Origin of the sequence: Rathayibacter sp. AY1E6, assembly GCF_002931115.1 — a bacterium.
Taxonomy (GTDB): Bacteria; Actinomycetota; Actinomycetes; order Actinomycetales; family Microbacteriaceae; genus Rathayibacter.
The window spans coordinates 239,170-252,021 of the sequence record NZ_PSVK01000001.1; the positions used below are offsets into that span (position 1 = coordinate 239,170).

The following is a 12,852-nucleotide window of genomic DNA, read 5'->3' on the forward strand; positions in this document are numbered from 1 at the left end:
GCGTCGGTCCTGCGCCGGCGAGCGGCGCGTCGGCGCTACCAGCCACGCTCGGCGAGGCGGTGCGGCGCGGGCACGTCGGCCACGTTGATGCCGACCATCGCCTCGCCCAGGCCGCGCGAGGCCTCCGCGACGACCTTCGCGTCGTCGAAGAAGGTGGTCGCCTTCACGATCGCGGCCGCGCGCTTGGCGGGCTCGCCCGACTTGAAGACGCCGGAGCCGACGAACACGCCGTCGGCGCCCAGCTGCATCATCAGCGCCGCGTCGGCCGGGGTCGCGACCCCGCCGGCGGTGAAGAGGACGACGGGGAGCTTGCCGGTCCGGGCGATCTCGACGACCAGGTCGTAGGGGGCCTGCAGCTCCTTCGCGGCGACGTAGAGCTCGTCCTTGGTCATCGCCTTCAGGCGGTTGACCTCGCCGGAGATCGTGCGGATGTGCTTGGTCGCCTCGGAGACGTCGCCGGTGCCGGCCTCGCCCTTCGAGCGGATCATCGCCGCGCCCTCGGTGATGCGGCGCAGCGCCTCGCCCAGGTTGGTCGCTCCGCAGACGAAGGGGACGGTGAAGTTCCACTTGTCGATGTGGTTCACGTAGTCGGCGGGCGAGAGGACCTCGGACTCGTCGATGTAGTCGACGCCGAGCTCCTGCAGGATCTGCGCCTCGACGAAGTGGCCGATGCGCGCCTTCGCCATGACGGGGATCGACACGGCGGAGACGATGCCGTCGATCAGGTCGGGGTCGCTCATGCGTGCGACGCCGCCCTGCGAGCGGATGTCGGCGGGGACGCGCTCGAGCGCCATGACGGCGACCGCGCCGGCGTCCTCCGCGATGCGGGCCTGATCGGCGTCGACGACGTCCATGATGACGCCGCCCTTGAGCATCTCGGCGAGACCGCGCTTGACGCGGCTCGAGCCGAACTGCTCGGGAGCGGACGAGGACGGAGTGGTGGTGTCGGTCATGTTCGCGAGTCCTGTTCTGTGCGGCGACTTCCGCCGACGGCAGCTCCGAGTCTACGAGACGGCGCCCGCCGTCCGCGGCGCTGGACAGGGGGCCGGGCGGCGGTCTAGAGGCTCGGCCAGGCCGCCGCGAGGCTCGCCCGCACGTCGCCGAGCAGCTGCGGGAGCGCCTTCGTGCGGGCGATGATCGGGAAGAAGTTCGCGTCGGTCGCCCAGCGCGGAACCACGTGCTGGTGCAGGTGCGCGGCGATCCCCGCTCCCGCGACCGCGCCCTGGTTCATCCCGAGGTTGAAGCCGTCGTTGTTCGAGACCGAGCGGACGACGCGCATGGCCGTCTGCGTGAGCGCTCCGATCTCGGCCACTTCCTCGGGAGTGGCCTCGTCGTAGAGCGGGATGTGCCGGTACGGGCAGACCAGGAGGTGGCCGGAGTTGTACGGGAACAGGTTCAGCAGGACGTAGGCGTGCTCCCCGCGGGCGACGATGAGGGCCTCCTCGTCGCTCAGCGTCGGCGCCACGCAGAAGGGGCAGTCGTCGGCTCCGGGCTGCCCCTTCTGGATGTAGACCATCCGGTGCGGCGTCCACAGGCGCTGGAACTCGTCGGGAACCCCGGCGAGGTGCGCCGAGCCCTCCGCTCCCTCGGGCACGCAGCCGTCGCTCACGCTCAGACCTGCGCCTTCGAGGCGACGGCCTCGCGGATGCGCGCGACGGCGTCGGCGACCGGGATCCCGTTCTCCTGCGTGCCGTCGCGGAAGCGGAAGCTGACGGCTCCGGCGTCGCGGTCCTTCTCCCCCACGATCATCTGGAAGGGCACCTTCTGCAGCGTGGCGTTGCGGATCTTCTTCTGCATCCGGTCGCTGGAGTAGTCGATCTCGGCGCGGATGCCCGACCGCTTGAGCTCGCCGACGACCTCCTCGAGGTAGGGCAGGTACTCGTCGGCGATCGGGATGCCCACGACCTGGACCGGCGACAGCCAGACCGGGAACGCCCCGGCGTAGTGCTCGGTGAGGATCGCGAAGAAGCGCTCGATGGAGCCGAAGAGCGCGCGGTGGATCATCACGGGCCGCTTCTTCGAGCCGTCCGAGGCCGTGTACTCGAGCTCGAAGCGCTCGGGCTGGTTGAAGTCGAGCTGGATGGTCGACATCTGCCAGGTGCGGCCGATGGCGTCGCGCGCCTGCACCGAGATCTTCGGACCGTAGAACGCCGCTCCTCCCGGATCCGGCACCAGCTCGAGACCGGAGGCGACGGCGACCGCGCGCAGCGACTCGATCGCCTCCTCCCACTGCTCGGGCGCACCGACGAACTTCGGGTTGCCCTCCTCGTTCGTGGACAGCTCGAGGTAGAAGTCGTCGAGGCCGTAGTCGCGCAGCACCTGCAGCACGAACTCGAGGTTGCGGGTCAGCTCGGCCGACACGTCCTCCTGCGCGACGTAGATGTGGGCGTCGTCCTGGGTCAGGCCGCGCACGCGGGTGAGGCCCTGCAGGGTGCCGCTCTTCTCGTAGCGGTACACGGTGCCGAACTCGGCCAGGCGCAACGGGAGCTCGCGGTAGCTGCGGCCGCGCGAGCGGAAGATCAGGTTGTGGAACGGGCAGTTCATGGGCTTGAGGTAGTAGTCCTGGCCCTGGCGGGTGACGTTGCCGTCCTCGTCCTGCAGCTCGTCGAGGTGCATCGGGGGGAACATCCCCTCGGAGTACCACTGCAGGTGCCCGCTCGTGAGGAACAGGTCGCCCTTGGTGATGTGCGGCGTGTAGACGAGCTCGTAGTCGTGGGCGAGCAGCTGCTCGCGCATGTACTGCTCGATCTCGTAGCGGATGATCCCGCCCTTGGGGTGGAAGACCGCGAGGCCGGAGCCGATCTCGTCCGGGAAGGAGAACAGGTCGAGCTCGTGGCCGAGCTTGCGGTGGTCGCGGCGCGCCGCCTCCTCGAGGCGGACCTGGTGCTCGCGAAGCTCGTCCTTCGTGGGCCACGCGGTGCCGTAGACGCGCTGCAGCTGCGGGTTCTTCTCCGAGCCGCGCCAGTAGGCGGCAGCGTTGCGGGTCAGGGCGTAGCCGTTGCCGATCATGCGGGTGTTGGGCAGATGCGGGCCGCGGCAGAGGTCCTTCCAGACCGTCTCGCCGGAACGCGGGTCGACGTTGTCGTAGATGGTGAGCTCGGCGCCGCCGACCTCGACGCTCTCGTCCTCGGCTCCCCCGCCCTTGATCCCGATCAGCTCGAGCTTGTAGGGCTCGCCGGCGAGCTCGGCGCGCGCCTCCTCCTCGGAGACGACGCGGCGCACGAACCGCTGGCCCTGGCGGACGATGCGGTCCATCGCCTTCTCGAGCGCCTTCATCGCCTCGGGCGTGAAGGGCTCCTCGACGTCGAAGTCGTAGTAGAAGCCGTCGGTGACGGGCGGGCCGATGCCCAGCTTCGCCTCCGGGTTGATCTGCTGCACCGCCTGCGCGAGCACGTGGGCCGCGGAGTGGCGGAGGATGTTCAGCCCGTCCGGCGAGGAGATGAGCACCGGCTCGATGCGGTCGCCCGGCACGACGTCGGCGGCGAGGTCCTTGAGCTCCCCGTTGACGCGGATCGCGACCACGGCCCGGTCGGTGAAGTGCGTGAATCCCGTGCCCGCCTCGGTGACGACCGAGTGGGACTCGTTCTCTGCGGGATTCGACGGTTCGTTCGACACGTGCGGGCACTCCTCGGGCTCGGTTGACCCCTCGACTGTAGTCGGCGGCGGCCTCTACCCGAGCGCGTCGCGCACGCGGACGCCGAGCGCGCGCAGAGCGGAGGCGAGCTCGTCCCGGTCGGCGCCGGGGAGCACGAGCGAGCTGCGCTCGAGCTGGTGCAGGAGGACCTCCTCCAGGCCGGGCGGCAGGGAGTCCACGGCGAGCGCCCCCTCGAGTGCGGCGAGCACGGCGACGACGGCCACCGCGTCGCGTGCCGCGAGTCTGCGTGCGCTGATCTCCATGCGTCTCCGTCCGTGTCGTCCGACCCCGTCACCCTGCCGACAGGACGTGCCCCGGAGAGGGGCGCGGGGGCGACCGGTGCGCAATCCGTCCAGGTGGCATCCTGGTCCGATGGGTGCCGGTCCTGCGCTGCAGCGCTTCACGCGCTCCGGGGCCGACCTGGAGGAGGCGCGGCGCTTCTACTCGGACGGCTACGGCGGATCGGGATTCCGGACGGAACCGGTCGAGCGGCCCTTCTCCTTCCGCTACGACGTCTCCGGGAGCGAGGGCGTGAGCCTGCGGACGTCTGTGTTCCGGGGCTCCGTGTCCGGGGGGCTGCGTCCGGCGGGCGAGTACGTCGTCTCGTGGTTCCTCTCCGGCACGAGCGTGGTGGACCCGGAGGGCGATCGGATCGTCCACCTGCCGGGGCGGCCGGTCGTGTTCCCCAGCGCGCGTCCGTTCGAGTTCGTCAGCCGCGACTTCCAGCAGCGGCTCGTGCACGTGGCCGCCGGCCTCCTCGAGCAGGTCGCGTCCGAGGCCGGCGACGGCGTGCCGCTGCCGCTCGTCTTCGACCACCGCTCGATCGCCTCCGCGTCGGCACTCCCGGGCTGGTGGCGGGCGGTCGACGACTTCGCGGGCGTCCTCCGGTCGGGCCGCGAGGCGACAGCGCTGCAGCTCGTGGCGGCCGAGCGCGGCGTCGCTCTGCACCTGCTCGCGACCTTCGCGCACCGGCCGGTCGTCGTTCCGGCGCAGGTGCTGCGGCCGGGGCTCGAGCACCTGCTGCGTGCCGCCGAGTTCCTGCACGCGTTCGCCGCGTCGCCCGTCACCGTGTCCGACATCGCGACAGCGGCGGGGCTCACTCCGCGGGCGCTGCAGGCCGCGTTCCGGAGGCACTTCGGCGACACTCCGCTCGGCTACCTGCGCGGCGTGCGTCTCGACCGGGCGCGCGTCGAGCTGCGCGAGGGCGCTCCGGGCGAGGAGACCGTGCGCGCCGTCTCCGCGCGCTGGGGCTTCCTCAACCAGGGCCGCTTCTCGGGGGCGTACCACCGCCGCTTCGGCGAGTACCCGGTGGAGACCCTGCGCCGCTGACGCTCAGGCGCCGGGAGCGAGATCGCGGGCGTAGCAGACCGAGTGCTCGGACCCGATGTAGGCGCCGAACGGCGGGATGGCGTGGTAGCCCTCCCGGAGGTAGAACCGCATCGCGTCGGGCTGGAGCGTCCCGGTCTCCAGCACCAGGCGCGTCGTGCCCAGAGCGGCCGCCCGCGCCTCGAGCGCGCGCAGGACGGCCGTGGCCGCTCCGGTGCCGCGGGCGGCGCGGTCGGCGAACATCCGCTTCACCTCGATCGCCCCCGGTCCGAGGACGTCGTCGTCGAGAGGCCGCAGTCCGCCGCAGGCCACCGCCGTGCCGCTCGCGTCGCGGGCGACCAGGAAGACGGGCACGTCGTCGGCCGAGGGCGGCGTGCCGGGCTCGTGGTCGTCGTTGCCGTAGCGCTCGTCGAGCTCGCACCGCTGCGCGTCGCGCAGACGCTCGGCGTCCGGGTGGGTCCACGCCACCTCGTCGATGGTCCAGCTCATGAGGGCTCCTCCCGGCCGCGCGGCGGGCACGGCCGAGGCCATTCTGCCGCGCCCGACCCCCTCCGGCCCGCCCGGTGGCAACCCCTTCCGCGCCGGGCCGCAGCGGGCGTCGACTGGAGGCCCACCGACGAAAGGACTCACCGTGCTCTCAGACTCCCCCATCGGCCCCGTTCTGCTCTCCCGCGACCTCGCCGCCTCCCGCGCCTTCTACGCCGGCTCCCTGGGACTGGAGGTCCTCGAGGAGAGCGAGTCGGCGATCGCCTACTCCTGCGGCGGTACGCGGCTCACCGTCACCTCCAGCACCACGGGCTCGAAGGACGAGCAGACCAAGGCCGCCTGGCGGGTGGCCGACCTGCGCGCCGAGCTGGACGCGCTGGCGGCTCGGGGCGTGGCTCCGGAGGACTACGACAGCGACGAGCTGCGCACCGAGAACGGCGTGGCCGACCGCGGCAGCGTCTGGGCGGCCTGGATCCTCGATCCCGACGGGAACGCGCTCGGCATCGAGCAGCCGAAGAGCTGATCGGCGCCGCTCTAGACTCGCCCCATGCCCGACGACTCCGCTCCGCTGCCCGCGCCCGGGTGGTACCCGCACCCGGCCGACCTCGGCTCGGAGCTCTACTGGGACGGCGCGGCGTGGACGGACCGGTCCCGTCCGTCCTCCTCGGCGCCCGCTCCCGCCTACGGCACGCCCCCGGGCGCTCCGGAGCAGGAGCTGTACGCCTATCCGTCCGCCCCGTCCTCCGCGGCGGGCCGCAACCCCATGGCGATCGCGAGCCTCGTGCTCGGCGTCCTGAGCCTGCTGATCAATCCGCTGCTGATCCCCTCGATCCTCGCCGTCGTCTTCTCGGCGAAGGGCCGGGCGGCCGCACCGCTCGTCGGAGGCGGTCGCGGGCTCGCGACGGCCGGACTCGTCACCGGGATCCTCGGTCTGGTGTCGGGCGTCTTCACCATCGTCGGCAACCTCTCGGCCGGGGTCCCCGGCCTGGCCGGCTGACCGGGGTGCCGCGGCCCTCGACGCCCCGATGACCGCGCGCCGGAGCGCTCCCTGGCTCCTCGTCGTGGCGGTCGCCCTGGTCGCGCTGGTCCTGCGCGGTCCGATCGTCGCCGTCGCGCCCATCATCGACGCGGTGCGCGAGGACCTCGCGCTGTCCGCGGGCCAGGCGGGGATCCTCACCAGCATCCCCGTGCTCTGCTTCGCCCTGGCGACTCCGCTCGCCCTCCTGGTGATCCGCCGCGCGGGACCCGACGCCGCCGTGACCGTCACGGTGATCGGCGTCGCGCTCGGCACGATCGTCCGATCGATCGGCGACGTGGGACCGGCCGTGGCGGGCACCGTCCTGATCGGCGTCTCCATCACGATCGGCAACGTCGTCCTCCCCGTCGTGATCCGGCGGGACGTCGCTCCCGAGCGCGTCGACCTCACGACGGGCGTCTACACCGCGGCCCTCAACATCGGCTCGACGATCACCTCGCTCGGCACCGCTCCGCTCGCTCTAGCCCTCGGCTGGCGCGGCGCCCTGCTCGTCTGGCTCGCCCTCAACGCCCTCGCTCTGGCCGGCTGGCTCGTGGCCGTGGGGCCTCGGGCGGCCCTGCGTCCGACTCCCCGCCCGTCCCGCGCCGACCGCGCACCGGCCGCACCGGCTCCGCGGATCTTCCGCAGCGCGACCGTGCTGGCGCTCGCGCTCTGCTTCTCGAGCCAGGCGTTCTCGTACTACGGAGTGACGGCGTGGCTCCCCTCGCTGCTCGTCGACCGCAACGGCTTCTCGATCGCGACCGCGGGCGCGAGCGCCTCGGTGTTCCAGCTCGCCGCGGTCGCCGGCGCCCTCGGCGTCCCGCTCCTGGTCCGGAGGCTCGGACCCCTGGGGAGCATCGTGCTCGTCGGCCTCCTCTGGTGCACAGTGCCGGCGGGGCTGCTGCTCGCCCCGCAGCTCTGGGCGCTCTGGTGCGTGCTGGGCGGCGCGGCCCAGGGCGGAGGATTCACGGTGGTCTTCGTGCTCGTCGTGCGGCTCTCCCGCTCCGACGCCCACGCGTCGCGGCTCTCGGCCACGGTGCAGGGGATCGGCTACGCCGTGGCCGCCACCGCCCCGACCGTCATCGGGTTCGCGCACGACGCGAGCGGCGGCTGGGAGGCTCCGCTGCTGACCGTCCTCGCCGCGACCTGCTCCTTCCTCCTCTTCGGCACCCTCGCCGCTGCGCGCCAGCGCCGGGCCTGACCCGCGACACGACCGGCCGCGCCGTCAAGGGGGCCGTCCGACGACTGTCGGCCCCGTAGCGTGTCCGCATGGCCGAGCAGAGCACGACCCGCGAGAAGACAGCGCCCGATCCCGACGATTCCCGGAAGCCCGACGACGTCACCGACATCACCAAGCGCTCCTGGTTCTACGTCCTCAAGAAGACGGCCCGCGAGTTCGGCGCGGACCAGTGCACCGACCTCGCCGCCGCGCTCACCTACTACGCCGTGCTCGCGCTCTTCCCCGCCCTGCTCGCGATCGTGTCGGTGCTGGGGCTCTTCGGCCAGGCGCAGGCCACCACCGATCTGGTGCTCGACCTGATCGGGAACCTCGCGTCGAGCGAGGTCGTCGATCTGCTGCGCGACCCGATCCAGGCGCTGACCAGCTCCTCCGCCGCGGGTCTCGCCTTCGTGACCGGTGTCGTCGGAGCGATCTGGTCCGCCTCCGGCTACGTCGGCGCCTTCGGCCGCGCGATGAACCGCGTCTACCAGATCGACGAGGGGCGCCCCTTCTGGAAGCTCCGCCCGACGATGCTCGGCGTGACCGTGGTGACGGTCGTCCTGATCGTGATCGCGGCGCTCATCCTCGTGCTCAGCGGACCGGTCGCGACCGCCGTCGGCGACGTCGTGGGCCTCGGCCCCGCCGCCCTCACCGTGTGGAACATCGCGAAATGGCCGGTGCTCGTGGTCATCGCGATCGTGATCGTCGCGACCCTGTACTACTGGGCGCCCAACATCCGCCAGCCGAAGTTCCGCTGGATCAGCATCGGATCGATCGTCGCCCTGGCGATCTGGCTGATCGCCTCGACCGGCTTCGCGTTCTACGTGGCCAACTTCTCCAACTACAACAAGACCTACGGCTCGCTCGGCGCGGTGATCGTCTTCCTCCTCTGGATCTGGATCACCAACATCGCCCTGCTCTTCGGCGCGGAGTTCGACGCCGAGCTCGAGCGCGGACGCGAGCTGCAGGCGGGCATCGAGGCGGAGGAGACCATCCAGCTCCCCCCGCGCGACACCGCCGCGAGCGACAAGAAGGCGGCCGTGCACGAGAAGGACGTCCGCGACGGACGCTGGCTGCGCCTGGCGAGCGAGAACCGCAGCGACGAGGGCGCGGCCCAGGACGACGAGGCCGCGAAGAAGAAATGACTCAGGACTCGGACGACCAGAGCGCGCGGTAGTAGGCCGCGCGCTCGTCGTCCGGATCCGCTCCGTACTCCGCGAGGAGCAGCGGGGTGTGGCCGGGGCCGTAGTTCCAGCCGAGGCTGACCGCGGCGACCGCCAGATCCGCCCAGCGGTCGCCCACGCCCAGGTCGCCGACGTCGACCGTGCCGCTCCAGCGTCCGTCGTCGTCGACGAGCGTGTTCGGAGCGCACGCGTCGCCGTGCACCACGACGGGGTCCACGAGCTCCGGAGCCGCGCCGAGCGCCGACGGCCGGCGCGCGAACCAGGAGTCGCCGCGCAGCTCTTCGGGCACCGCGTCGACGGGGAGCGCGTGGACCGCCCGCAGGCCGGCCGCGATCGCGCGGACGGCCTCCTCCGGCCGGGCTGTCCACTCCGGGTCGACGGCGCTCCGCCCGGGCAGCGGTGCGGTGAGGAGCCACTGCCCCTCCTCGTCCTCGCCCGCCTCCAGGATCCGGGGCGCGACGATCCGCCCCTCCAGCCAGCGCAGACGCGCGATCTCGCGACGGAGGTCGACGCCCGTGGACCGGGGATTCCACTTCAGGTACCCGGCGTCCACGCGGAAGGTCAGCCCGTCGAGCTCGTTGCGCCAGACGAGCGCCGGATCGGTGCCGCCGTTCAGGCGCCTCGCCGGCGACGGGATCCGGACGCCGTCGAGCGAGAACTGCCGTGCGAGGTCCGGACCGCTCATGCCCCCAGGGTAGGCTCCCCGATCCTGAGAGGATCCGCATGCCGCGGACCGCGCCACCCGCCTCCTCCGAGCAGCGCGCCCTTACCCTGACGGGCGTGCCGGAGCAGCCGCCCGGCGCGATCCGGTGACGAGGGAGCCCCCGTGACGCAGAGCGACGACGACCGCGGGCCCGTGCAGCCCGACTTCTCGAAGGAGCAGGAGGGCTACCGTCCCGGGCTCAAGCCCCGGCAGCTGCAGATGATCGCCATCGGCGGCGCGATCGGCACCGGCCTCTTCCTCGGCGCGGGCGGGCGACTCGCCACCGCCGGTCCCTCGCTCGTCGTCGTGTACGCGGTCTGCGGCGTCTTCGCCTACCTGATCCTCCGCGCGCTCGGCGAGCTGGTCCTGCACCGGCCGAGCTCGGGCTCCTTCATCTCCTACGCCCGCGAGTTCCTGGGCGAGAAGGCCGCCTTCGTCGCCGGATGGATGTACTTCCTGAACTGGGCGATGACCGCGATCGCCGACGTCACCGCGGTGGCCCTGTACGTGAAGTACTGGTCGCTCTTCTCCTCCGTGCCCCAGTGGCTCCTCGCACTCATCGCCCTGGTCGTCGTGCTCTCGCTGAACCTCGTCTCGGTCAAGGTCTTCGGGGAGCTGGAGTTCTGGTTCGCGCTCATCAAGGTCACGGCGCTGGTGGTCTTCCTGGTGATCGGCGTCGTCGTGCTCGCCGCGGGCTGGCCGCTGCAGTCCGGCGGCGTCGCCGTGGACCCCGGGATCAGCCTCTGGAACGACAACGGCGGCATCCTGCCCGGCGGCCTGGTCGCCAGCGTCCTGGTCGTCCAGGGCGTGGTGTTCGCCTACTCCGGAGTCGAGCTTGTCGGCACGGCGGCGGGCGAGACCGCGGAGCCGGCGAAGGTCATCCCGCGCGCCATCAACTCGGTCATCCTGCGCATCGCCGTCTTCTACGTCGGCTCGGTGCTGCTGCTGACGCTGCTGCTGCCCTACACGGCCTACTCGAAGGGCGAGAGCCCGTTCGTCACGTTCTTCAGCTCGCTGGGCGACGGCTCCTCGGGCGAGATCGCCGGATCGATCATGAACTTCGTCGTGCTGACGGCCGCGCTCTCCAGCATCAACGCCGGGCTCTACTCGACCGGCCGCATCCTCCGCTCCATGGCGCTCAACGGCTCCGCCCCCGCCTTCACCGGCCGGATGAACAAGCAGGGCGTCCCCTACGGCGGCATCCTGCTCACGGCGAGCATCACCCTGATCGGGATCGTGCTGAACCTCTTCGTGCCGTCCGAGGCCTTCGAGATCGTCCTCAACGTCTCGGCGCTGGGCATCGTCACGGGCTGGGGCATGATCGTCCTCTGCCAGATGCAGCTGCAGCGCTGGGCGGCCCACGGGCGCCTGGAGCGCCCGTCCTTCCGGATGCCCGGCGCCCCGGTGACCTCGTGGCTCACCCTGGCGTTCCTGGTGATCGTGGTGGTCCTCATCGCCGTCGACTTCCCGACCGGCACCTGGACCGTGGGGATCGTCGCGGTGGTCGGCGTGCCCGCCCTGATCGTGGGCTGGCACGTCGCGAAGCCGCGCATCCTGGCGATCGCGTCCGCCCGTGACGGCTTCACCGGCGCCCACCCCGTGATCGCCGCCCGTCCGGCCTCCGAGGCCAAGCGCGACGGGAACGAGCGGCGCCGCGAGTAGGGCGGGTCAGCGCCGGCGGAGGTAGCGCAGGAGCAGCGTGTCGCCGGCGCTGAGCACGTGCGCCAGGTGCTGCGGGCGCGATCCGGGGACGTCGCCGCGGGCGAGCCTCCCGGAGTCCCCCGCCTCGAGCGTCGGAGCGACGGTCAGGCAGAGCTCGTCGACGGCGTCCGCGGCGAGGAGGGTCCCGAGCAGCGACGGACCGCCCTCGCAGTGGATCCTGCCGAGCCCCCGCTCCGCGAGCTGCGCCCGCATCCGCGTCGCGTCGAGCTCTGCGTCGCCGCAGACGAGCACGTCGGCGACCTCGGCGAGCTCCGCGCGGCGGCGGGCCGGCGAGGAGCCGGTGGTCACGACGATCGGGCGCACCGGCGCCTCGGTGAAGATCCGCGAGGCGGGATCGAGGTCGAGCGACCCCGAGACGATCGCGAAGACGGGCTGCGGGGCGAGCCCGGTGCCGAGCCGGGCTCGCACGGACTCGTCGCTCAGCACCATCGGACCGTAGCCCTCGGTCCGCACCGTGCCGGCCGCGACGAGCACGACGTCGGCGAGCCGGCGGAGCAGGTCGAACACGCGCAGGTCCGCCGCGCCCCCGAGATCGCCCGAGACGCCGTCGCGGGTGACCGCTCCGTCGACGCTCGCGACGAAGTTGACCCGGAGCCACTGCTCGCCCGCCCCGTCCGCGTAGAGGGCCAGCAGAGCCTCGTCGGACAGGTTCCGCCCGGCCGGCGACAGGCCGTCGATGCGGGCGCTCACGCCGCCGGCTCCACGTTGTGGCGGAGGAAGACGGGCGCTCGCCAGCCCAGCACCGCCTCCGTCATCCGCACGGCGTCCACCGCCTGGCGCACGTCGTGCATGCGCACGATCCGCGCACCGTTCAGGATGCAGATCACCGCGGCGGCGAGGGAGCCCTCGAGGCGCTCCCCCTGCGGCCGGTCCAGCGCCTCGCCGATGAAGTCCTTGTTGGAGACCGCGGCGAGCACCGGGAGGCCGAGCGCGGCCACCTCGCCCAGCCGGCGGGTGAGCTCGAGCGTGTGCAGGGTGTTCTTGTTCAGGTCGTGACCCGGATCGACGATGATCCTCCCGGCAGGCACTCCACCCGAGAGCGCGCGATCGACGCGGCTCCGCAGGTGGTCGACCACCGTCGCCACGACGTCGTCGTACTCGGGTCTCTCCGGCTCGCTGCGGGGGGCGCCCACGCTGTGGGTGATGACGAGCTGGGCGGAGGAGGAGGCGACGACCTCGAGCATCCGGGGGTCGTGCAGCCCGCTCGTGTCGTTGATGACGGAGGCGCCCGCGGCGATGCTCGCGCGCGCGACCTCGGCGCTCGTCGTGTCCACCGAGACGACCACGTCGCTCCGCTCCGCGATGCCCGCCACGACGGGGACCACCCGGTCGAGCTCCTCCTGGAGCGTGACGGCGGGGCCGCGGCCGAACGGCACTCCGCCGATGTCGACCCAGTCGGCGCCGAGCTCCGCGGCGCGCACGGCGGCCGCGATGGCGCTGTCCAGGGCGAAGGTGGAGCCCTTGTCGTAGAAGGAGTCGGGTGTGCGGTTCACGACCGCCATCACGGCCACCTGCCGCTCGAAGTCGAACTCTCGTCCGCCGATGTGCCGCGTGGTCATGGGC

Annotated in this window: 14 protein-coding genes; 6 read left to right on the plus strand and 8 right to left on the minus strand. The window is 72.3% G+C overall.

Annotated elements, in window-relative coordinates; genetic code table 11:
- Positions 1 to 35: 35 nt before the first annotated feature.
- The 4 genes from pdxS to C5C46_RS01065 all read right to left on the minus strand — a co-directional run bounded on the left by pdxS (position 36) and on the right by C5C46_RS01065 (position 3,897).
- Positions 36 to 953: a pyridoxal 5'-phosphate synthase lyase subunit PdxS gene (gene pdxS, locus C5C46_RS01050; protein WP_104224629.1), complete on the minus strand. Its 918-nt coding sequence runs from the start codon at positions 951 to 953 to the stop codon at positions 36 to 38.
- Positions 954 to 1,057: 104 nt separating this feature from the next.
- Positions 1,058 to 1,609, minus strand: coding sequence for an HIT domain-containing protein (locus C5C46_RS01055; RefSeq protein ID WP_244230646.1), 552 nt, complete (start codon positions 1,607 to 1,609; stop codon positions 1,058 to 1,060).
- A 2-nt stretch (positions 1,610 to 1,611) separates the two neighbouring features.
- A complete protein-coding gene (thrS, locus tag C5C46_RS01060) occupies positions 1,612 to 3,522 on the minus strand; it encodes a threonine--tRNA ligase (protein WP_258059257.1) in 1,911 nt (636 codons plus the stop codon).
- A 147-nt stretch (positions 3,523 to 3,669) separates the two neighbouring features.
- Positions 3,670 to 3,897 (minus strand): hypothetical protein, encoded by a 228-nt coding sequence (locus C5C46_RS01065; protein ID WP_104225342.1) that lies wholly within the window; start codon positions 3,895 to 3,897, stop codon positions 3,670 to 3,672.
- A 109-nt stretch (positions 3,898 to 4,006) separates the two neighbouring features.
- Between C5C46_RS01065 and C5C46_RS16520 the strand changes: the two genes are divergently transcribed.
- Complete coding sequence (locus tag C5C46_RS16520) at positions 4,007 to 4,963, plus strand: AraC family transcriptional regulator (protein WP_104327523.1); 957 nt, start codon at positions 4,007 to 4,009, stop codon at positions 4,961 to 4,963.
- Positions 4,964 to 4,966: 3 nt separating this feature from the next.
- On the opposite strand, the gene C5C46_RS01075 is transcribed toward C5C46_RS16520, so the two are convergent.
- Complete coding sequence (locus tag C5C46_RS01075; protein ID WP_104225442.1) at positions 4,967 to 5,449, minus strand: GNAT family N-acetyltransferase; 483 nt, start codon at positions 5,447 to 5,449, stop codon at positions 4,967 to 4,969.
- Positions 5,450 to 5,591: 142 nt separating this feature from the next.
- On the opposite strand from C5C46_RS01075, the gene C5C46_RS01080 reads away from it, so the two are divergent.
- From C5C46_RS01080 to C5C46_RS01095, 4 genes are all read left to right on the plus strand, one after another.
- On the plus strand, positions 5,592 to 5,969 hold the full coding sequence (locus C5C46_RS01080; RefSeq protein ID WP_104251082.1) for a VOC family protein: 378 nt from the start codon (positions 5,592 to 5,594) through the stop codon (positions 5,967 to 5,969).
- A 24-nt stretch (positions 5,970 to 5,993) separates the two neighbouring features.
- Entirely contained in the window at positions 5,994 to 6,443 is a 450-nt protein-coding gene (locus C5C46_RS01085) for a DUF2510 domain-containing protein (RefSeq protein ID WP_104225343.1), read from the plus strand.
- A gap of 28 nt (positions 6,444 to 6,471) precedes the next feature.
- Positions 6,472 to 7,662: a CynX/NimT family MFS transporter gene (locus tag C5C46_RS01090; protein WP_104225344.1), complete on the plus strand. Its 1,191-nt coding sequence runs from the start codon at positions 6,472 to 6,474 to the stop codon at positions 7,660 to 7,662.
- Between the two features lie 68 nt (positions 7,663 to 7,730).
- The gene (locus C5C46_RS01095) at positions 7,731 to 8,825 is read left to right on the plus strand and encodes a YihY/virulence factor BrkB family protein (RefSeq protein ID WP_104225345.1); all 1,095 of its coding nucleotides are present in this window, start codon (positions 7,731 to 7,733) and stop codon (positions 8,823 to 8,825) included.
- Between the two features lies 1 nt (position 8,826).
- On the opposite strand, the gene C5C46_RS01100 is transcribed toward C5C46_RS01095, so the two are convergent.
- Complete coding sequence (locus tag C5C46_RS01100; RefSeq protein WP_104225346.1) at positions 8,827 to 9,549, minus strand: aminoglycoside 3'-phosphotransferase; 723 nt, start codon at positions 9,547 to 9,549, stop codon at positions 8,827 to 8,829.
- Between the two features lie 141 nt (positions 9,550 to 9,690).
- Between C5C46_RS01100 and C5C46_RS01105 the strand changes: the two genes are divergently transcribed.
- Positions 9,691 to 11,229, plus strand: coding sequence for an amino acid permease (locus C5C46_RS01105; RefSeq protein WP_258059241.1), 1,539 nt, complete (start codon positions 9,691 to 9,693; stop codon positions 11,227 to 11,229).
- Positions 11,230 to 11,235: 6 nt separating this feature from the next.
- Here the strand turns inward: C5C46_RS01105 and C5C46_RS01110 are convergent, their stop codons facing one another.
- Complete coding sequence (locus C5C46_RS01110) at positions 11,236 to 11,979, minus strand: pyrimidine reductase family protein (protein ID WP_104225347.1); 744 nt, start codon at positions 11,977 to 11,979, stop codon at positions 11,236 to 11,238.
- Positions 11,976 to 12,848: a dihydropteroate synthase gene (gene folP, locus C5C46_RS01115; RefSeq protein WP_104225348.1), complete on the minus strand. Its 873-nt coding sequence runs from the start codon at positions 12,846 to 12,848 to the stop codon at positions 11,976 to 11,978. Before folP ends, C5C46_RS01110 begins: the two co-directional genes overlap by 4 nt.
- Between the last annotated feature and the right edge of the window lie 4 nt (positions 12,849 to 12,852).